This is a genomic window from Agromyces terreus, from assembly GCF_009749465.1.
GTDB lineage: Bacteria > Actinomycetota > Actinomycetes > Actinomycetales > Microbacteriaceae > Agromyces > Agromyces terreus.
Genome location: NZ_WBIS01000003.1, coordinates 216,087 through 235,152, shown reverse-complemented (window position 1 = coordinate 235,152; position 19,066 = coordinate 216,087). Strand labels below are relative to the sequence as shown.

General features: G+C 73.0%; 15 protein-coding genes. 10 read left to right on the top strand and 5 right to left on the bottom strand.

What is annotated here, in order from left to right:
- Nucleotides 1–77: 77 nt before the first annotated feature.
- From GQQ92_RS09730 to GQQ92_RS09715, 4 genes are all read left to right on the top strand, one after another.
- On the top strand, nucleotides 78–1,043 hold the full coding sequence (locus tag GQQ92_RS09730; RefSeq protein WP_156999049.1) for an NAD-dependent epimerase/dehydratase family protein: 966 nt from the start codon (nucleotides 78–80) through the stop codon (nucleotides 1,041–1,043).
- Nucleotides 1,040–2,032: a 5-dehydro-4-deoxyglucarate dehydratase gene (locus GQQ92_RS09725; protein WP_156999048.1), complete on the top strand. Its 993-nt coding sequence runs from the start codon at nucleotides 1,040–1,042 to the stop codon at nucleotides 2,030–2,032. Before GQQ92_RS09730 ends, GQQ92_RS09725 begins: the two co-directional genes overlap by 4 nt.
- Nucleotides 2,029–3,093 carry a mandelate racemase/muconate lactonizing enzyme family protein gene (locus GQQ92_RS09720; protein WP_232057613.1) on the top strand — a complete coding sequence of 355 codons (1,065 nt, stop codon included), beginning with the start codon at nucleotides 2,029–2,031 and terminating at the stop codon, nucleotides 3,091–3,093. Before GQQ92_RS09725 ends, GQQ92_RS09720 begins: the two co-directional genes overlap by 4 nt.
- Before the next feature lie 67 nt (nucleotides 3,094–3,160).
- The gene (locus GQQ92_RS09715; RefSeq protein WP_156999047.1) at nucleotides 3,161–4,666 is read left to right on the top strand and encodes an aldehyde dehydrogenase (NADP(+)); all 1,506 of its coding nucleotides are present in this window, start codon (nucleotides 3,161–3,163) and stop codon (nucleotides 4,664–4,666) included.
- Here the strand turns inward: GQQ92_RS09715 and GQQ92_RS09710 are convergent, their stop codons facing one another.
- Both GQQ92_RS09710 and GQQ92_RS09705 read right to left on the bottom strand, forming a co-directional pair.
- Nucleotides 4,667–5,245 carry a dihydrofolate reductase family protein gene (locus GQQ92_RS09710; protein ID WP_156999046.1) on the bottom strand — a complete coding sequence of 193 codons (579 nt, stop codon included), beginning with the start codon at nucleotides 5,243–5,245 and terminating at the stop codon, nucleotides 4,667–4,669.
- An 18-nt stretch (nucleotides 5,246–5,263) separates the two neighbouring features.
- Nucleotides 5,264–6,613 (bottom strand): Gfo/Idh/MocA family protein, encoded by a 1,350-nt coding sequence (locus GQQ92_RS09705; RefSeq protein WP_232057612.1) that lies wholly within the window; start codon nucleotides 6,611–6,613, stop codon nucleotides 5,264–5,266.
- Between the two features lie 309 nt (nucleotides 6,614–6,922).
- On the opposite strand from GQQ92_RS09705, the gene GQQ92_RS09700 reads away from it, so the two are divergent.
- The 5 genes from GQQ92_RS09700 (at nucleotide 6,923) to GQQ92_RS09680 (ending at nucleotide 12,941) form a co-directional block, all read left to right on the top strand.
- A complete protein-coding gene (locus GQQ92_RS09700) occupies nucleotides 6,923–7,990 on the top strand; it encodes a LacI family DNA-binding transcriptional regulator (RefSeq protein WP_156999045.1) in 1,068 nt (355 codons plus the stop codon).
- A gap of 157 nt (nucleotides 7,991–8,147) precedes the next feature.
- On the top strand, nucleotides 8,148–9,359 hold the full coding sequence (locus tag GQQ92_RS09695) for a Gfo/Idh/MocA family protein (RefSeq protein WP_156999140.1): 1,212 nt from the start codon (nucleotides 8,148–8,150) through the stop codon (nucleotides 9,357–9,359).
- A gap of 2 nt (nucleotides 9,360–9,361) precedes the next feature.
- A complete protein-coding gene (locus GQQ92_RS09690) occupies nucleotides 9,362–10,600 on the top strand; it encodes a dihydrodipicolinate synthase family protein (protein WP_156999044.1) in 1,239 nt (412 codons plus the stop codon).
- Complete coding sequence (locus GQQ92_RS09685; RefSeq protein ID WP_232057611.1) at nucleotides 10,597–11,469, top strand: sugar phosphate isomerase/epimerase family protein; 873 nt, start codon at nucleotides 10,597–10,599, stop codon at nucleotides 11,467–11,469. Before GQQ92_RS09690 ends, GQQ92_RS09685 begins: the two co-directional genes overlap by 4 nt.
- Nucleotides 11,470–11,531: 62 nt before the next feature.
- On the top strand, nucleotides 11,532–12,941 hold the full coding sequence (locus GQQ92_RS09680) for a GNAT family N-acetyltransferase (RefSeq protein ID WP_156999043.1): 1,410 nt from the start codon (nucleotides 11,532–11,534) through the stop codon (nucleotides 12,939–12,941).
- Between the two features lie 55 nt (nucleotides 12,942–12,996).
- Here GQQ92_RS09680 and GQQ92_RS09675 read toward each other — a convergent pair whose 3' ends face one another.
- Nucleotides 12,997–14,757, bottom strand: a complete 1,761-nt coding sequence (locus GQQ92_RS09675) for a SulP family inorganic anion transporter (RefSeq protein WP_232057610.1) — start codon at nucleotides 14,755–14,757, stop codon at nucleotides 12,997–12,999.
- On the bottom strand, nucleotides 14,747–15,871 hold the full coding sequence (locus GQQ92_RS09670; RefSeq protein WP_156999042.1) for an AI-2E family transporter: 1,125 nt from the start codon (nucleotides 15,869–15,871) through the stop codon (nucleotides 14,747–14,749). The genes GQQ92_RS09675 and GQQ92_RS09670 overlap by 11 nt, the downstream gene beginning before the upstream one ends.
- A 240-nt stretch (nucleotides 15,872–16,111) precedes the next feature.
- On the opposite strand from GQQ92_RS09670, the gene GQQ92_RS09665 reads away from it, so the two are divergent.
- Nucleotides 16,112–17,497, top strand: a complete 1,386-nt coding sequence (locus GQQ92_RS09665) for an MDR family MFS transporter (protein WP_156999137.1) — start codon at nucleotides 16,112–16,114, stop codon at nucleotides 17,495–17,497.
- A gap of 57 nt (nucleotides 17,498–17,554) precedes the next feature.
- Here the strand turns inward: GQQ92_RS09665 and GQQ92_RS09660 are convergent, their stop codons facing one another.
- Nucleotides 17,555–19,060 carry a lipase maturation factor family protein gene (locus GQQ92_RS09660; RefSeq protein ID WP_156999041.1) on the bottom strand — a complete coding sequence of 502 codons (1,506 nt, stop codon included), beginning with the start codon at nucleotides 19,058–19,060 and terminating at the stop codon, nucleotides 17,555–17,557.
- Nucleotides 19,061–19,066: the final 6 nt, after the last annotated feature.

Sequence of the window (19,066 nt, the reverse complement as noted above, 5' to 3'; positions counted from 1 at the left end):
CCGGGGTTGTCGGCGGCCTCGATCGTGACCTATGGTAGCGACAAGAAAGCGGTTTCCCAAAGCAACGGAGGATCGACATGCGGGTCATCGTCACCGGATCGGCCGGGCGCCTCGGGCGCAGCGTCGCCGCCGGGCTCGCGGCATCCGGCCATCAGGTCGTCGGCGCCGATCGGGTCGCCGTCGGCCTCCCCGGCGTCGACGAGCGCACCGTCGACCTGATCGACGCGCTCGCCGCGCAGCGCCTCTTCGCCGAGGTGCGCCCCGAGGCCGTCGTGCACCTGGCCGGCATCGCCGTGCCGTTCAGCGCCCCCGAGCGACGCATCCTGATGACGAACACGGCCCTCGTGCACACCGTGCTCGCGGCGGCCGCCGAGGTCGGCGCCGAACGCGTGCTCGCGGCCAGCAGCCCGACGGTGCTCGGCTACAGCAGCCCCGACTGGCGCGCCGACCGGGTGCCGCTCGACGAGCGGACGCCCCCGGCGCCGGCGAACGCGTATGCGCTGTCCAAGCTCGTCATCGAGGAGACCGTGCGCCAGTTCGCACGCACCGAGCGCACCGCGTACGGCTTCTTCCGCCCCTGCTACGTGCTCTCCCCCGAGGAATGGGCCGGCGCCCCCACCCAGCAGGGGCACACGCTCGAGCAGCGCCTCGCCGACCCGGCTCTCGCCGCGGTGAGCCTCTTCAACTACCTCGACGCCCGCGACGCCGCCACCTTCGTCGCCGCCTGGCTCGCCGCGCCCGCGACGGTCGTCGACGGCGAGGGCTTCTTCGCCGGCGCCGCCGACGCGCTCGCGGTGCTGCCGGTCGCCGACCTCTGGCGGGAGTACGCGCCCGCCCTCGGGCCGGGCGCCGACGCGCTCGGCCACGGCCGCCCGGTCTTCTCGATCGAGAAGGCCGAACGCCTGCTCGACTGGGTGCCCGAGCGCACCTGGCGCACCGAGCTCGACCCCGCCGCCGTCGAACGCCTGCTCGCGGCATCCGAGCAGGCCGCCCGACCGACCGACCGTTCCACCGTCCGACTCACCGAATCGAGCCTCCGATGACCGCTGCCGCACCCGCCTCCCTCACCTTCGACGGCGTGCTGTTCTTCCCCGTGACGCCGTTCGCCGCCGACGGCACGCCCGACCTCGCGCTCCTCGCCGAGCACGTCGAGTCGCGGCTGCCGTTCGGGCCGGGCGCCGTGTTCCCGGCGTGCGGCACGGGCGAGTTCCACGCGCTCTCGGCCTCCGAGGCGATCGACGTCGTGCGCGCCACCGTCGACGTCGTCGCCGGCCGCGTGTCCGTCATCGCCGGCGCGGGCGGACCCCTCGGCCACGCCGTCGAGCTCGCACGCGGCGCCGCGGCGGCCGGCGCCGACGGCCTGCTGCTGCTGCCCCCGTACCTCGTCTCGGGCACCACGAGCGGGCTCGTCGCGTGGGTCGAGGCGGTCGCCGCGGCATCCGACCTGCCCGTGATCGTCTACCACCGCGGCACCGCGCGCTACACGGCCGACGCCATCACGCAGCTCGCGGCGAACCCCAAGGTCGTCGGCTTCAAGGACGGCACGGGCGACATCGGCCTCGCGCAGGAGATCGTGCTCGCAGCGGATGCCACGGGGCGCGACTTCGCCTTCTTCAACGGCCTGCTCACGGCCGAGCTCAGCCAGGGCGCCTACCGGGGCATCGGCATCCCGCTGTACTCCTCGGCCGCGTTCGCGATGATCCCCGAGCTCGCCGCCCTGCACTACCGCGCCTACACCGACGGCGACGAGCAGACCCGCATGACCCTGCTGCGCGAGTTCTACACGCCGCTCGTGAACCTGCGCGACGAGACCCCGGGCTTCGGCGTCTCGCTCGTGAAGGCGGGGCTGCGCCTGCGCGGTCTGCCCGTCGGACCCGTGCGGCCGCCCCTCGTCGACCCCACGCCCGAGCAGGAGCAGCGCCTCGCCGCGATCCTCCAGCGCGGGCTCGAGCTCGCCGCCGAGCTGGGCGGCGACGCCCCGGCCGACGCCGCCCCCGCCCTGCCGACCGTCGTGGCGGTGCCGACGCCGTGACCGCGAGCATCGCCGGCATCACGACGCGCCGGCTCGAACTGCCGCTGCTGCGGCCGTGGGGGCCCGACGTGCGCTCGCTCGCGCTCGTCGAGGTCGTCGTCGAGGACTCCGACGGCGCGCAGGGCCGCGGGTTCTCGTGGACTCCGTCGATCGGCGCCGCCGCCGTCGAGGCGCACCTCGCGAACGACATCACCGCGTTCGCGCTCGGCCGCGACGCCGACGCGGCGACCCTGTGGCATCCGCTCTGGGCGCACCTGCACGAGGGCGGCAGCGGCGGCATCACGACCATCGCGATGGCCGGCCTCGACCTCGCCCTCTGGGATCTCGCGGCGACCCGCGCGGGGCTGGGCATCACCGACCACCTCGGCCGGCAGCACGAGACGACGACCGTCTACGGCAGCGGCGTGAACCTGCACTACCCGCTGCCCGAGCTCGTCGCCCAGGTCGAACGCTGGGTCGCGGCGGGCTTCGACGCCGTGAAGGTCAAGGTCGGCAGCCCCGACCTCGCCGACGACGTCGAACGCATCGGGGCGGTGCGCGACGTGCTCGGCCCCGACCGCCGGCTCATGATCGACGCCAACCAGCGGTGGAGCCTCGATCAGGCCGAGCGCGCGATCTCCGAGCTCGCCGTGTTCGACCTCGCCTGGATCGAGGAGCCGCTGCGCGCCGACGACCTGCCAGGCCACGTCGCGCTGCACGAGCGCATCGAGGTGCCGATCGCGCTCGGCGAGAACGTGCACACCCGGTACCGGTTCGCCGAGTTCCTGGGCGCGGGCGCGGCCGACCTCGTGCAGCCGAACATCGTGCGCGTGGGCGGCATCACGCCGTTCCTCGAGATCGCCTCGCTCGCGGCGTCGCACGGCGCCGACCTGCACCCCCACCTGCTGCTCGAGCTCTCGGCGCAGCTCGCGCTCGCCCTGCCCGGCGAGCACCTCGTCGAGGCGGTCGAGGACGCCTCGTTCGAGGCGCTCGGCGCGCTCGACGCTCCCCCGCCGATCGCCGTCGAGGGCAGCCTCGTGCACACCACCGGTCGACCCGGTCTCGGCCTGACCTTCCGCTGACCCGCGACTCGACCGCCCACTCGAACCGCCCACGAACCGCCACGAACCGCACACGAACCGAGGAACCATGACGAGCACCATCGACACCGCATCGACGTCGGGCCCGGCGTCGCCGTCCGCCGCCTCCGCCGGAGCCGCCGCCTCCCTCGACGAGGTCATCGCGGCCGCACGAGCCGCGTTCGCGGTGTCGGTCGCGTCATCGGCCGAGCAGCGCGCGACCTGGCTCACGGCGATCGCCGACGCCCTGGATGCCGCGCGCGACGAGCTCGTGCCCATCGCCGACGCCGAGACGCACCTCGGGCCGGCGCGCCTGAACGGCGAGGTGGCGCGCACGACCGCGCAGCTGCGCCTGTTCGCGACGGCGATCGTCGAGGGCTCCTACCTCGAGGCGACGGTCGACCACCCCGACGCGACGACCACACCGCCGCGCCCCGACCTGCGTCGCATCCTGCGGCCGCTCGGGCCGGTGGCCGTGTTCGGCGCGTCGAACTTCCCGTTCGCGTTCTCGGTGGCGGGCGGCGACACGGCGTCGGCGCTCGCAACGGGCTGCCCGGTGATCGTGAAGGGGCACTCGGCGCACCCGCGCCTGTCGCTGCGCACGGCCGAGATCGTGGCCGAGGCACTCCGTGACGCCGGTGCCCCCGAGGGCCTGTTCGCGCACATCGTGGGCCGCGAGAACGGCACGGCCCTCGTGCAGCACCCCGGCATCCGCGCGGTCGGGTTCACGGGTTCGCTGCACGGCGGCCGCGTGCTCTTCGACCTCGCGTCGTCGCGGCCCGACCCGATCCCCTTCTACGGCGAGCTGAGCGCCGTGAACCCCGTGCTCGTGACGCCGGATGCCGCGGCGGCCCGCGCCGACGAGCTCGCCGCCGGACTCGCGGGCTCGTTCACGCTCGGCGCCGGCCAGTTCTGCACGAATCCGGGCGTGGTCTTCGCGCCCGTCGGCTCGGGCTTCGCCGAGCGGGTCGCAGCGGTCATCGATGCGGATGCCGCGGTGCCGATGCTGACCGACGGCATCGCCGCTGCCTGGGCCGCGGGGGTCGACGAGCTCGTCGAGCGCGACGACGTGCGCGTCGCCGGCGGCCGGGTCGACGCGGATGCCGTCGGCACCGGGTCGGCCGTCGTGCTCACCACGACCGCCGAGGCCGTGCTCGCGGACCCGAGCTCGCTGTACGCGGAGTGCTTCGGCCCGTCGACGCTCGTCGTCGAGTACGAGTCGGTCGACCAGGCGCTCGAGGCGATCGCCGCGGTCGGCGGCACGCTGACCGCGACCGTGCACGCCGAGCCGGGCGAGGACCTGACGGCCGTCGTGGCGGTGCTCAGCGAGATCGCGGGCCGCGTGCTCTTCGGCGGCTGGCCCACGGGCGTCGCCGTGAGCTGGGCGCAGCAGCACGGCGGCCCGTGGCCGTCGTCCTCGTCGATCCACACGTCGGTCGGGGTCACCGCGATGCGGCGCTTCCTGCGCCCGGTCGCCTACCAGGACGCCCCCGAGTCGGCCCTGCCGCTCGAGCTGCGCGACGCGAACCCGCTCGGCATCCCCCGCCGCGTGGACGGCGTGCTGCAGGTCGGCTGATCAGCCGGCGTTCGCGTCGCCCGGTCGGGGGCGGTATCGCACGGCGACCGCCCCCGATCGGAACTCCCGTCGATCGACGAGATCGAGCTCGATGCGTTCGCTCAGGCCGGCCAACAGCGTCGGCCCGTGTCCGGCGAGCACGGGCTGCACGACGAACTCGTACTCGTCGATGAGCCCGAGCTCCGCCAGCGCCGTGGGCAGGGCAACGCCGCCGACCCAGAGGCTCCCGCCCGGCTGCTCCTTGAGCTGCATCACCGCGGCGCGCAGGTCGCCGCGCAGCAGCTCGGCGTTCCAGTCGACCTCGTCGAGCGTGCTCGAGACGACGTGCTTCGGCGCCCGGTCGATCGCCTCGGCGAACGGCAGCTGCCACTGGGCGACCCAGTCGGGCCATTGGCCCGTGGCGGGCTTGCGCCAAGCGGACTCCATCATCCCGTAGGCGACGCGTCCGAACAGGAGGGCGTCGGCCTGCTCGATCTGCCCGGTCCAGTACCGCATCGACTCCTCGTCGGGCGGGAGACCGGCCTCGTGGTGGCAGCAGCCGTCGAGGGTCACGTTGATCGAGTACCGCAGCGTTCTCATGGGCTGAGAATAGCCAGCTCAGACCCCGAGCTCGAGCTCCTCGATCAGCACCGGCAGCCCGGTCTCGAGCGAGCGGTTGCCGGCGATGCCGACCGAGACGGCGCGCACCCCGTCGGCGTAGCCGGAGACACGGCCGAGCGGCGCGTCATCCGTCACCCGTCGGAACAGGTGGTCGAGCAGGTACGCGTCGCCGCCGCCGTGGCTGCCGATGCCCTGCGGGATCTCGACGACGCGGGCCTGCTCCCAGTGCCGCTGCACGAGCAGCCGTTCGGAGTGGGGGCGCACGTCGTCCTCGACGACGTCGTCGGGGTGCATGCTCGGGTCGACGACGACCTCTCCGTGGGCGCCGACGAGCACCGATCCGCGCTCGACGACCTCGAGCTCGGCCCGGCCCTCGGTGCCGTTCACGGTCACCCGGTATCCCTCCCAGGGGGCGTGGGCGTTCAGGGAGTAGCTGAGCGTCGCGCCCGAGTCGTAGTCGACGAGCGCGGCGAGGTTGTCCTCGATGGTGATGCCCTCGTCGAAGACGTCGCGATCGCGGAGGTATCCGTCGTGCTGCTCCTGGTCGAGGTAGAGCGCCTTCAGCCGCGGATCGGCCGCGAGGTCGAGGGCGAACGGGTCGCCCGACGCTCCGGTGCCACGCGCGGGTCGCTCGCCGAGCCCCCGGGCCGCGGCGTTCTCTGCGCCGTAGAAGCGCAGCCCGCCGCTCGCGAACACGCGCACGGGGGCGGCGGCGATCCACCAGTTGACGAGGTCGAAGTGGTGCGACGCCTTGTGGATGAACAGCCCGCCCGAGTTCTGCTTCTGGCGGTGCCAGCGGCGGAAGTAGTCGGCCCCGTGCACGGTGTCGAGCGCCCACTCGAAGTGCACGCTCGTGACCCGGCCGATGCGCCCGTCGGCGATGACCTGCCGCAGCGTCGAGTTGCGGGGGCTGTAGCGGTAGTTGAAGGTCGTGATCACCTCGCGGCCCGTCTCGGCGATGGCCTCGCCGATGCGGCGCACGCTCTCGGCGTCGATGGTGAGCGGCTTCTCGACCACGACGTCGGCGCCGGCCCGCAGGGCGCGCACGATGTACTCGGCATGCGTGAAGTCGGGCGTGGTGATGACGACGCGGTCGATGCGCTCGGCGCCGATCATGCGCTCGAGGTCCTCGACCGCGTAGCGGACGGGCGCCGGATGCCCCGCCTCGACCACTTCCCGCTCGTAGACGTCGAGCCGCCCCGGGTTGGGGTCGCACCATGCCACCAGTTCGGCCACGTCGGCGACGTGCTCGGCGCCGACCACGGTTCCGGACATCGCCCCGATGTACATGCCCGCGCGGCTGCCCGCGCCGATGAGTGCGTACCGTTCGCGTCCGTGCTGCGCCATGCTGTGCTCCATCGCCTCGCGGGTGTGCGGCGGCACGACGGAGCACCGCGTCGGGTGCGGCATCCGTCGGCTCGCCGAAGTCTGCAGGACTCGCTGGAATCCTGCGGGAAAGCGCTATCTCACGCTCGTTACAGGTCTATCAGAAACACGGCACACGGCAAAACCCCCGCCGAGAACGCCGCGCGGTAAAGTGAGGCGCCCGTCGCGGGCGGCACCCGGCCGACCGGCACCCGACCCGCGCGCCAGCGCGACGCAACCGCCCCGCCCCCGAAGGAGCGACCGGCGGATCCGGCCAGCAGGAGGACATCGATGATCGAGGGCGACGCCCCCACCCGCCGCACCGCGCCGGCGACTCTGCACGACGTCGCCCGAGAGGCGGGCGTCTCGCTCGCCACCGCCTCGCGCTCGCTGAACGGCAGCGCCCGCAAGGTCAACGAGGAGTACCGCGAACGCGTGCTCGCCGCCGCCGCGAAGCTCGGCTACACCCCCAACCTCTCGGCGCAGGCCGTGGCCAGGGGCACCTCGACCACCGTCGCCCTGCTCGTCGCCGACATCGCCGACCCGTACTTCTCCTCGCTCGCGGCCGGCGTCGTCGGCGCCGCCGGCGACGACCGCCTCATCGTCACGATGGCCGAGACCAAGCGCGACTCCGCCCGCGAGCTCGAACTCGTGCGTGCGATGCGCGGGCAGCGCCCGCGCGTCATGATCCTCGCCGGCTCGCGCGACATCGGCGACCCGAACGCCGCCGCGCTCGAGGCCGAGCTCACCGCGTACGAGCAGACCGGCGGGCGAGCCGTGTTCGTCAGCGAGAGCGATCTGCCGTTCCGCACCCTGCCGCTCGCGAACCGCGCCGGCGGTCGCGACCTCGCCGTCGCGCTGCACGAGCTCGGCTACCGCCGCTTCACCGCACTCGCCGGGCCCGAGACGCTGCGCACCGCGCACGACCGCATCGCCGGATTCGCCGAGGGCCTCGCCTCGGTCGGGGCCCAGCTGCCCGCCGACCGCCTGGTGCGCAGCTCGTTCACGCGCGACGGCGGCTACGACGCCATGCGACGCCTCCTCGAGGCGGGCATCGGCGACACGCAGCTCGTGTTCGCGCTCAACGACGTGATGGCCATGGGCGCGATGTCGGCGATCCGCGACGCCGGCCTCGAGCCCGGCCGCGACCTCGCCGTCGCCGGCTTCGACGACATCCCCACGGTGCGCGACGTGACACCGCGCCTCACGAGCGTGCGCATGCCGCTCGAGCGCATCGGCGAGCAGGCCCTGCGGCTCGCCCTCGAAGACGGTGCGGATGCCGCGTCCGCCCGCGCCTCGTCGACGGATGTCTCGACTGAGGTCGTCCTCCGAGAGAGCACCCCCGGCCCCGCCGCCTGACGCGCGGACGCACGCACCCGTTGCGCCCCCGTGATTCCTGTGGCACACTCGGGTAAACGCTTTCCCGCTATCCCGCACGGGCGGCACCGCCGCTCGACCGTTTCGAAGAGGAATCACCGTGGCAGACACCGTCGCTCCCCAGACCATCGGCATCATCATGAACGGCGCCTCGGGCCGCATGGGGTACCGCCAGCACCTCGTGCGCTCGATCCTCGCGATCCGCGAGCAGGGCGGTGTGCTCCTCGCCGACGGCGAGACCCGCGTGCAGGTCGAGATGATCCTCGTGGGCCGCAGCGAGAAGAAGCTCGCCGACCTCGCCGCCAAGCACGGCATCGAGCACTACACGACGAACCTCGACGAGGCGCTCGCCGACGACCGCTGGCAGATCTACGCCGACTTCCTCGTGACGAAGGCCCGCGCGGCCGCGATCAAGAAGGCGATCGCCGCCGGCAAGGCCATCTACACCGAGAAGCCCACCGCCGAGTCCTTCGAGGAGGCCCTCGAGCTCGCGCGCCTCGCCGATGAGGCCGGCATCAAGAACGGCGTGGTGCACGACAAGCTCTACCTGCCGGGCCTGCAGAAGCTCAAGCGCCTCATCGACTCGGGCTTCTTCGGCCGCATCCTGAGCGTGCGCGGCGAGTTCGGCTACTGGGTGTTCGAGGGCGACTGGCAGCCCGCCCAGCGCCCGAGCTGGAACTACCGCGCCGAAGACGGCGGCGGCATCATCGTCGACATGTTCCCGCACTGGAACTACGTGCTCGAGAACCTCTTCGGCCGCGTCGAGTCGGTCTACGCGAAGGCCGTCACCGAGATCCCCGAGCGCGTCGACGAGCGCGGCGATCGTTACCCCGCGACGGCGGATGACGCGGCCTACGCGATCTTCGAGCTCGAGGGCGGCGTGGTCGCCCAGCTCAACTCGAGCTGGACCACGCGCGTCAACCGCGACGAGCTCGTCGAGTTCCAGGTCGACGGCACCCACGGGTCGGCCGTCGTGGGCCTCTTCGGCTGCAAGATCCAGCCGCGCAACGCCACGCCCAAGCCCGTCTGGAACCCCGACCTCGCCGACGAGCACGACTACGCCGGCGACTGGATCGAGAGCCCCGGCAACCGCGAGTTCGAGAACGGCTTCAAGACGCAGTGGGAGGAGTTCATCCGCCACGTCGTCGAGGACGCGCCCAACGAGTTCGACTTCCTCGCGGGCGCCCGCGGGGTGCTCCTCGCCGAGCAGGGCCTCGTGTCGAGCCGTGAGGGCCGTCGCGTCGAGATCCCGGTCGTCGCGCTCGAGGCGGGCGCCGCGGCATCCGACGCTGCGGCATCCGACACCGCGGCGATCGCCGCCGCCGAGGCCGAGTTCGCGGGAGCGCGCTGACCATGACCTCGCTCACGCTCGTCGGCGCCGACGGAGCACTGCGCACCGTGCAGCTCGCCGAGGCCCCGACGTTCTCGAAGCCGCGTCGGCCGCTGCAGAGCCGGGTCGCGTACGCGGCCGCGCACGTGGTGCCGAAGGGGCACGCCGACAACACGCCGGGGCAGCCGGCCGAGATCGACTGGGACGCGACGCTCGCGTTCCGCCACCACGTGTGGTCGTGGGGGCTCGGCGTGGCCGACGCCATGGACACCGCCCAGCGCAACATGGGCCTCGACGCCGCGGCCACGCGAGAGCTGATCTCGCGGAGCGCCGCCGAAGCGGCATCCGTGGGCGGCGCGCTCGTCGTCGGCGTGAACACCGACCACGTCGAGGCCGAGCACCTCTCGCTCGACGAGGTGATCGACGCCTACAAGGAGCAGCTGCACCACACCGAAGACGCCGGCGCGGGCGTCGTGCTCATGGCGAGCCGCCACCTGGCGCGCGCCGCGCAGAGCGCCGACGACTACCGCCGCGTGTACCGCGAGGTGCTCGACGCGGCGAGCACGCCGGTCGTGCTGCACTGGCTCGGCACCGCGTTCGATCCGTTGCTCGCGGGCTACTTCGGCTCGGAGGCGACGGATGCCGCGGCCGAGACGCTGCTCGCCATCATCGACGAGCACGCCGACCGGGTGCAGGGCGTGAAGATGAGCCTGCTCGACGCCGATGCCGAGATCTCGGTGCGCCGCCGGCTGCCCGAGTCAGCGCGCATGTTCACGGGCGACGACTTCCACTACGTGGGGCTCATCGAGGGCGACGAGGTCGGGCACTCCGATGCGCTGCTCGGCGCGTTCTCGTGCCTCGCGCCGAACGCGTCGGCCGCGATCCAGGCGCTCGACCGCGGAGACGTCGACGCCTACCGCGCGATCCTCGCCCCGACCGAACCGCTCTCGCAGCAGGTGTTCGCCGCGCCCACGTACTACTACAAGACGGGCGTCGCGTTCCTCGCCTGGCTGAACGGGCACCAGGCCGCGTTCCAGATGGTGGGCGGCCTGCACGCCGCCCGCAGCCTGCCGCACCTGTCCCGCATCGTCGAGCTCGCGAACGCCTCGGGCGCCCTCGAGCGCCCCGAGCTCGCGGCCGCGCGGTGGCACGCGATGCTCACCCTCAACGGACTCGACCCGGCTGTCGCCGCGGCATCCGCGGCATCCGATGGCGAGCCGACGGATGCCGCAGCCGACGACCGCGCGGAGGTGCTTGCGTGAGCGCCCATCCGCGCCTGTCGATGAACCAGGCGACGATCAAGCACGCGTCGCTCGACGACGCCCTGCGGGTCACCGCCGAGGGCGGCTACGCGTCGATCGGGCTCTGGCGCGAGCCGGTGCTCGAGGTCGGGCTCGCCGAGTCGGCCCGCCGCCTCGCCGATTCGGGCCTGCGCCTGTCGACGTACTGCCGCGGCGGGTTCTTCACCATGCCCGAGGGCCCCGACCGGCGCGCGTCGATCGACGACAACCGTCGCGGCATCGACGAGACGGCGACCCTCGCGGCGGCGGGCGCACCCGGCAGCACGCCCGTGTTCGTGCTCGTCGCGGGCGGACTCCCCGACGGATCGAGCGATCTCGTCGGCGCGCGCTCGCGCGTGGCCGACGCCCTCGCCGAGCTCGCCCCGCACGCGGCATCCGCCGGCGTCACGCTCGCGATCGAACCGCTGCACCCGATGTACGCGTCGGACCGCGCGGTGGTCTCGACGCTCGGGCAGGCGCTCGACCTGGCGGAGCCGTTCGCGCCCGAGGTCGTGGGCGTCACCGTCGACACGTTCCACGTGTGGTGGGATCCCGACGTGCTCGCGCAGATCGCGCGCGCCGGGGCATCCGGACGCATCGCGACCTACCAGGTGTGCGACTGGGCCACCCCGCTCGCCGCCGACGTGCTGCTCTCGCGGCACGAGCCGGGCGACGGCGTAATCGATTTCGCAAGCCTCACGGCCGCGGTCGAGGCCACGGGCTACGACCGCGACATCGAGGTCGAGATCTTCAACCAGGAGATCTGGGATGCCGCGTGGCCCGACGTCGTCGAGCGCACCGCGCGGGCATTCGGGGCCGCCGTCGCGCCCCACCTGCGGGCGCCGGCGTAGTCGCCGTGGGAGGAGACCGTCGCGATCGGCGGACTCCTCCCGCCGCTGGGTACGCTGGGGTGATGTTCGATCCGCACAGCGTTCCGGCCGATCCCCTCGCGACGAGCGCCCTCGCCGCACGCGGACTCGAGTACCGGCGGGTCGACCCCGCCGACGAACCCGCCCTGCAGGCGTGGGTGCAGGCCGAGACGCGCGGGTTCCACCACGCGAGGCCCGAGGCCCCCGAGCTGCGGCGGGCGCTGCAGGTCTCGCGTCAGCGCAACGTCCGCGGCGTCTACGACCCCACGGCGCACGACCCGCAGGTGCCGGTCGCGACCGTCGACGGATGGCCGTCAGGGCTCAGCGTTCCCGGCGGGCGAAGCGTCGACGCGTGGGCCGTGAGCTCGGTGACCGTCTCCCCCACCCACCGCCGCCGCGGCATCGCGAGGGCGCTGCTCGAGGCCCAGCTGCGCTACGCGAAGGCGGCGGGGGCCGCGCTCGCGATGCTCACGGTGACCGAGGCGACGATCTACGGCCGCTACGGCTTCGGCCCCGCGGCATCCGCGGCGACGGTGCACGTCGATCGCCGTCGCGCGCACTGGATCGGCCCGGAATCGCCCGGCCGCGTCCAGTTCGTCGAACCGGCCGACCTGATCGGGAAGGCGCCCGCGATCGCCCGCCGCGCCGTCGCGCGCACCCCGGGCGAGATCGACCGCTGGCCAGGGCTCCTCGAGCGGCACTTCGGGCTCGTCGACCCCGGCAGCGCCGACGCGCGCGCCCTGCGCGTCGCACGGTACGACGACGCCGCCGGGCAGGCCCAGGGGTTCGTCGCGTTCCGCGTGGTTCGCGCGCCCGACGAGCCGGGCGCGCTCGAGTGCGACGTGTTCGTCGCGGCGACCGACGACGCCGAGCGCGAGCTCTGGCGCTTCCTCGTCGAGCAGGACTTCGTGACCGAGGCGCGCGTGCGCCTGCGCAGCGTCGACGAGCCGCTGCCCTGGCTTCTCGAAGACCCGCGAGCGGTGAGCCTGCACGAGATCTCCGACCACCTCTGGCTGCGGGTGCTCGACCCCGTCGCGGCCCTCTCCGCGCGCGACTACGGCACGGCCGGCACGCTCACGCTCGAGATCGCCGACCCCCTGGGCCACGCCGAGGGCACGTTCGTCCTCGACGTCTCGGGCGACGGGCACGCCGAGGTGCGACGCACCGGCGACGCCCGTCCCGATGCCGCGAACGGCGCGCGCCCCGAGGCACGGCACGATGCGCAGGCGGATGCCGCGAGCAGCCACCCGCGTTCGGGCCGACGTTCCCGGGCGCAGGCCGCCCACGGGCTGCGCATCGACGCCCGCGACCTCGCGTCGATCTACCTCGGCGGCACCCGACCGTCGGTGCTGGCCCGCGCCGGACGCCTCGCCGAACTCGCGCCGGGGTCGCTCGCGGTCGCCGACCGCCTGTTCCACGCGCCCCGCACCCCGCACCTCAGCATCTGGTTCTGACGCCCGCCGGGGCGTGCCGACGGCAGGCGCGGGCGCGCCGTCGGCGGACGCGCCGTCAGCCGCGGTCGGGGTCGGCCCGCACCCAGGTGCGGGCGTCGTGCACGGCGTCGCGCACGCCGGCGCCGATCCACTCGTTGCCGCGCACGATGCCGCCGTCGCCGAGCTCGCCCGCGAGGCCCGCGAGCTCGAGCTGGGTCATGACGCGGTCGTTCGAGACGACGAGCACGAGCCGCGAGCCGTGCTCGTCGAGGTCGCGCCCGTAGCGCTTCAGCACCTCGATCGCGGCGAACCCGAGCTGGTCGATGCCGCGCAGGCGCATGACGACGACGGCGCGGCGGGTCCGTTCGTCGATCGTGGGCAGCTGGGACTCGAACCTCGGCGCGCTGGCGAAGAAGAGACTGCCGTACGGCTGGAGCACGACGACGCGCTTCGGCCCGATGCGCTCGGCGGGCGCGACCTCGCGCATGCGTCCGTCGTCGATGAGCTCGAGCTGGCGCACGCGCACCGAGTTCGACTGGTCGGCGACGAAGAGCACGATGCCGAGGGCCACGCCGACGAGCACGGCGAACTGGAGCGGGATCACGAGCGTCAGCGTGAACGTCACCGCCATGATCGTGAGCGGGAACGCACCGGACCGGGCGACCGAGTACACCTGCGCGGGCTTGATCGTGCCGAACCCGACCACGATGAGCAGGGCCGCGAGGGCGGGCATCGCGACGTAGCCGACGACCCCCGAGAGCAGCAGGAGGGTGACGGCCATCACGAGCCCCGCGATGAACATCGCGAGCCGGGTCTTGGCACCGCCCGCGACGGCGAGCGCCGAGGCCGACATCGAGCCGCCGACCGGCATGCCCTGGAAGAGGCCGGCGACGAGGTTGCCCGCGCCCTGCCCGATGAAGTCGCGCGACGGCGGCACCGGGCGGCCGTCGGGGTTGGGGAACGCCGTCGAGACGGCCGCGCCCTGCACGAGCCCGACGAACGAGAGCGAGAGGGCCGGCACGAGCAGGAAGATCATGTCGTCGATCACGGGCAGCACCGCGCCGGGCAGGCCGCGCGGCACGTCGACCATCTGCTGGATCGTCATGACCGGGGCGTCGAACCAGGCGTCGAACGCCGCGGCGAGCGCGGAGCCGAGCACGATGGCGACGACGAGGCCGAGCGAGCGCAGGCGGGTGCGCTGGAGCCACACGATGAGCACGACGGTGACGAGCCCGACGACGGTCGTCGGGAGGTCGACGCGCCAGAAGTGGGTGATGAGGTCGAACGTGCGGATGACCCGGTTGGACCCCTCGGCCTCGTACCCGGTGAAGTTCGAGAGCTGCCCGAGGATGATGTTCACGCCGACGGCGGTGATGAACCCGGTCATGACGGCGGTGGGCACGAAGCGGAGCAGCCGGCCGGCGCGCAGCACGCCCGCGATGATCATGAACACGCCCGTGAGGATCGCGAGCGTGTACAGCGCGCGGTCGGGATCCGGTCGGGTCTCGAGCCCGCTGTCGGAGACGACGAGGGCCATCGCGCCGGTTGCCTGCACGGCCATGAACGCGCTGCCGGTGGCGAACGCGGCGCCCACCATGCCGAACATGTAGCCGTAGAGCCCGGCCAGCGGGTTGACGCCCGCGAGCAGGCCCGAGGCGAGGCCGTCGGGCACGCTCTCGAGGCCGAGCACGAGTCCCGACGAGACATCCGACTTCAGGGTGCGACGGTCGAAGAGCCCCCGCATGCTGCGCAGGCCGTCGGCGGCGGATCCGCGCAGACCCGCCCAGAGGTTGCCGGCCCACCCGCCTCGGGGCGTGCCGGTCTCGTCAGTGGGCATCCTGCCTCGGGAAGATGACCTTCTCGACGATGATGATGAGCGACGCCGCCACCGGGATCGCGACGAGCGCGCCGAGCACCCCGCCGAGGGTTCCGCCCGCGACGGCGGCGATCACGACGAGCGCGCCCGGCACGGCCACGGCGCGGCTCATGATGCGCGGGCTCAGCACGTAGGCCTCGACCTGCATGTAGACGAGGTAGTAGATCGCCGCGACGAGTGCCGTGAGCGGCGAGGCGGCGAGGCAGACGAGCGAGATGATGACCGCGCCCGTGAGCGTTCCGACGAGCGGCACGAGCGAGAGCAGGAACGCGATGAACGCGAGCAGGATGGGCGCGGGCGCCCCGATGATCGACAGGAAGATCAGGCTCAGCACGCCGTTGATCGCGCCGAGCGAGAACTGGCCGATGACGTACCGGCCGACGGATCCGGTGATCTCCTCGGTGACGTCGCGGTAGCTGCGGCGGGAGCTGGCGGGCACGAACCGCTCGGAGTAGCGCTTCATCGAGTCGAGCGAGGCGAGGAAGTAGAGCGTCAGGATCAGCACGATGGTCGCGCCGGTGAAGCCGCCGGCGATGCCGACCCCGACCGCGAGGATGCCGCCGCCGAGGGCGCCGAGGTTGGCCGGATCGGCGAGCCAGTCACCGGCCGAGGCGATCGCGTCGTCGATCGCGTGATCTCCGCCGCCGAGGGCGTTGAGCCAGGCGACGAAGTCGCTGTTCAGGACGTTGTCGCGGATGTCCTCCCAGTTCTCGACGATGAGCTTCGTCTGCGAGACCACGATCGGCACGATGGCCGCGATGAGGCCGACGAAGAGGCCGATGACCGCGACGAACACGATGAGGATCGCACCCCACCGGGGCAGCCCGCGTCGTTGCAGCCAGCTGACCACGGGGTCGAGGCCGAGCGCGAGGAAGAGCGCGAGCGCGACGTAGAGCAGCACGGTGCCGAGCTGGGAGATGATGCCGCCGAGCAGGATCGCGAGCAGCACGCCGAGCGCGCCGACGAAGCCGATGCGGAACGAGCGGATCTTCACCTCGGGTGCCCGCGACGCGCTGTCGGTCGTGACCTGGGCGGCCGGCGGCGGCGCCTGGCGCGCTCGCGGTGATCTCCACATGGATGCGACGCTACGCGGTGACGCGCCCGGGCGGTAGCCTGCCGCGCCGGTGATCTTCGGGCAGGCGGGCATCGGGAGGGTGCGGCGCCACGGCGCGGCGAGCGCGGCGCGGAATGAATCCGCGGCGAGCGCGTTGTCCTCCTCTGTGGCGGTCCAACGCGCCCGCACGTGAGGGGGAACGTGTCCGAGACGGCTGCTGTGGGGTTCCGGTCCGAGCGGGGCCCGGTGCTCGTCGCCGTGATGCTGGCGACGGGGCTCATCGCGATCGACTCGACGATCCTCGCGACCGCCGTGCCGTCGATCGTCGCGGATCTCGGCGGCTTCACCCAGTTCCCGTGGCTGTTCTCCATCTACCTGCTCGCGCAGGCGGTCTCGGTCCCGGTGTACTCGAAGCTCTCCGACACCGTGGGCCGCAAGCCGATCATGCTCATCGGCATCGGCCTGTTCCTCGTGGGCTCGGTGCTCTGCGGCTTCGCGTGGGACATGACCTCGCTCATCGTGTTCCGTGCGGTGCAGGGGCTCGGCGCGGGCGCCGTGCTGCCGGTCTCCATCACGATCACGGGCGACATCTACACGGTGCGCGAGCGTGCGCGGGTGCAGGGCTACATCGCGAGCGTCTGGGCGGTCTCCTCCGTCGTCGGCCCCACGCTCGGCGGGTTGTTCGCCGAGTTCGCGTCGTGGCGGTGGATCTTCTTCGTCAACATCCCGCTGTGCCTCATCGCGGCGTTCATGCTGATCCGCGGCTACCACGAGTCCGTCGCACGCGAACGGCACCGCATCGACTACGCGGGCGCGACCGCGCTGACGATCGCGTCGACGCTGATCATCCTCGCCGTGCTCGAGGGCGGTCAGGCCTGGGCGTGGCTGTCGTGGCAGTCGATCGGCGCGTTCGCGGTCGGTGCGCTGCTCCTCGTCGGGTTCGTGTTCATCGAACGGAGGGCGGCCGAGCCGGTGCTGCCGCTCTGGGTGTTCTCGCGCCGCCTGATCGTCACGACCTCGCTCATCTCCCTCGGGGTGGGCGCGGTGCTCATCGGGCTGACCTCCTACGTTCCGACGTTCCTCGAGGCCACGGCCGGGGCGAGCCCGCTCGTGTCGGGGCTCGCCGTCGCGGCGCTGACGCTCGGCTGGCCGATCGCGGCCAGCCAGTCGGGGCGGCTCTTCCTGCGCATCGGCTTCCGCCGCACGGCGCTCATCGGGCTCGCGATCACGGTGCTCGGCGCGGCCGCGCTCGTGGCGGCCTCGCTCGAGCCGAACGTCTGGACCACGGCGATCGCGTGCTTCGTCGTCGGCCTCGGTCTCGGCCTCGTGGCGTCGCCCACGCTCATCGCCGCGCAGTCCTCGGTGCCGTGGTCGGAACGCGGCGTCGTGACCGGGGCGAACATGTTCCTGCGCTCGATGGGCAGCGCCGTGGGCGTGGCGATCTTCGGTGCGGTCGCGAACGGCGTGATCGCCCGCTCGGGGCTCGGCGAGCAGTCCCCCGTGGCGATCCACGCGGCGTCGACCTCGGTGTTCGTCGCGGTGCTCGTCGCCGCGGTGGTCACGATCGCGGGCGGCATCGCCATGCCGCGCGCGCATGTCGACGACGTCGAGCACCGTCCTGCCGAGGCGACGACGCCGGTCGAGTAGCACCCGACGCAGGAGGGCGCGCATCGAGACGCCAGGGTCTCGAGACGTCCACCGCGCTCAGTCCTCGACCGGCGATCCCAGCGAGGCGGGCGCGAGGACCTCCCCCTCGAGGGTCCGCACCCATCGCACGCGCGAGGCACGGTATTCGCGGTGCGTGGCGAACCGGTAGCGGTAGGCCCGGACCCGCACCCTCGCGGGCGGCGCGCCGTCGAACGGGTCGCGCGCGAGCAGGCGCAGGGTCGCGGCATCCGCTTCGAGCAGGCGCAGCAGGAACACCTCGAACCACGGCTCCCACATGCGCCCGAGCGGGAGGAACCACATGAGCCAGTCGAGCCGCAGGTGGTAGGGCGCCCATTGCCGCGGCACCGCGCGCACGTCGCCGGGCTTGCCCTTGAACGCGTACTCGTGCCAGTCCTCGTCGAGTTCGGCGCCGCCGTCGCCGGGCGAGCGGGCGAGGGTGCCCTCGACGACGATCTCGATGCGCCGCTTCGTGACGGTGCCGAAGGCGCCGTAGGCGTTCGCGAGCATCCACCGGTTGAAGCTCGCGTTCATGAGCTGACGGCGGGCGACGAGGTTGCGCAGCGGCCACCAGCTGAGCACGAGGAGCAGGGCGGATGCCGCGAGCACGACGGCGATCCACCACGGCGGGCTCGTCGTGACATCCGCCCCCGATCCGGCCCACGACGAGGCGGGGATCGCGGGGATCACCGCGTGCCAGACGGTGTCGGGGATCGCGGCGGCGGCGAGCACCACGGTGATCCAGTTGAGCCAGGCGAAGTTGCCGGTCGCGATGAGCCAGAGCTGCGTGAGGATCACGACGGCGGCCGCGATCGCGCCGACCGGCACCGGCCCGATCCACGGCACGAACAGCAGGAACGGCACGACGAGCTGCGCGAAGTGGTTGCCGATCACCTCGCCCCGGTGGAACCAGGGCGGCAGCAGGTGCGCCTGCCGGCTGAGCGGCCCAGGCATCGGCTGGGTCTCGTGGTGGTACATGAGCGCGGTGAGGTCGCGCCACTCGCGGCCGCCGCGGATCTTGATCATGCCGGCGCCGAACTCGAGGCGGAACACCAGCCACTGCACGGCGATGAGCACGAGGAGCGGCGGCGGCACCTGCTGCGAGCCGAGGAACGCGACGGTGAAGAGCGCCTCGCAGAGCAGCATCTCCCAGCCGAAGCCGTAGAAGGTCTGCCCCACGTTCACGATCGACAGGTACAGCAGCCACAGCGCGAGCAGCACGACGAGCGGCAGCCACGGGGGTCCGAGCTGGGGCAGGCCGAGCACGACGGATGCCGCGAGCACGATGCCCGTCGTCGCGACGGCCACGAGCCGGCGATCCGTGTACCCCCAGCGGAACACGCTCGGACCGCGCAGGCGCCCGCCGGTGGCATTCAGCAGCTCGGGCACCGGCAGGAGGCCGTGTTCGCCGAGCAGCGGGCGGAACTGGTTCAGCGTCGAGACGAAGGCGACGAGCGCGAGTGCGGCGACGCCGCGTTGCAGCACCTCGCGGGCGATCTCGTAGTCGGTCGCGTCGAACCAGCCGAACCAGTCCTGCCAGGGCATGGGCCG

Bases quoted from the DNA above. Each gene is read 5' to 3' on its own strand.
- GQQ92_RS09730 (WP_156999049.1), top strand. From the start codon at position 78: ATGCGGGTCATCGTCACCGGATCGGCCGGGCGCCTCGGGCGCAGCGTC.
- GQQ92_RS09725 (WP_156999048.1), top strand. From the start codon at position 1,040: ATGACCGCTGCCGCACCCGCCTCCCTCACCTTCGACGGCGTGCTGTTC.
- GQQ92_RS09715 (WP_156999047.1), top strand. From the start codon at position 3,161: ATGACGAGCACCATCGACACCGCATCGACGTCGGGCCCGGCGTCGCCG.
- GQQ92_RS09710 (WP_156999046.1), bottom strand. From the start codon at position 5,245: ATGAGAACGCTGCGGTACTCGATCAACGTGACCCTCGACGGCTGCTGC.
- GQQ92_RS09705 (WP_232057612.1), bottom strand. From the start codon at position 6,613: ATGGCGCAGCACGGACGCGAACGGTACGCACTCATCGGCGCGGGCAGC.
- GQQ92_RS09700 (WP_156999045.1), top strand. From the start codon at position 6,923: ATGATCGAGGGCGACGCCCCCACCCGCCGCACCGCGCCGGCGACTCTG.
- GQQ92_RS09695 (WP_156999140.1), top strand. From the start codon at position 8,148: ATGAACGGCGCCTCGGGCCGCATGGGGTACCGCCAGCACCTCGTGCGC.
- GQQ92_RS09690 (WP_156999044.1), top strand. From the start codon at position 9,362: ATGACCTCGCTCACGCTCGTCGGCGCCGACGGAGCACTGCGCACCGTG.
- GQQ92_RS09680 (WP_156999043.1), top strand. From the start codon at position 11,532: ATGTTCGATCCGCACAGCGTTCCGGCCGATCCCCTCGCGACGAGCGCC.
- GQQ92_RS09675 (WP_232057610.1), bottom strand. From the start codon at position 14,757: ATGCCCACTGACGAGACCGGCACGCCCCGAGGCGGGTGGGCCGGCAAC.
- GQQ92_RS09670 (WP_156999042.1), bottom strand. From the start codon at position 15,871: ATGTGGAGATCACCGCGAGCGCGCCAGGCGCCGCCGCCGGCCGCCCAG.
- GQQ92_RS09665 (WP_156999137.1), top strand. From the start codon at position 16,112: ATGCTGGCGACGGGGCTCATCGCGATCGACTCGACGATCCTCGCGACC.
- GQQ92_RS09660 (WP_156999041.1), bottom strand. From the start codon at position 19,060: ATGCCCTGGCAGGACTGGTTCGGCTGGTTCGACGCGACCGACTACGAG.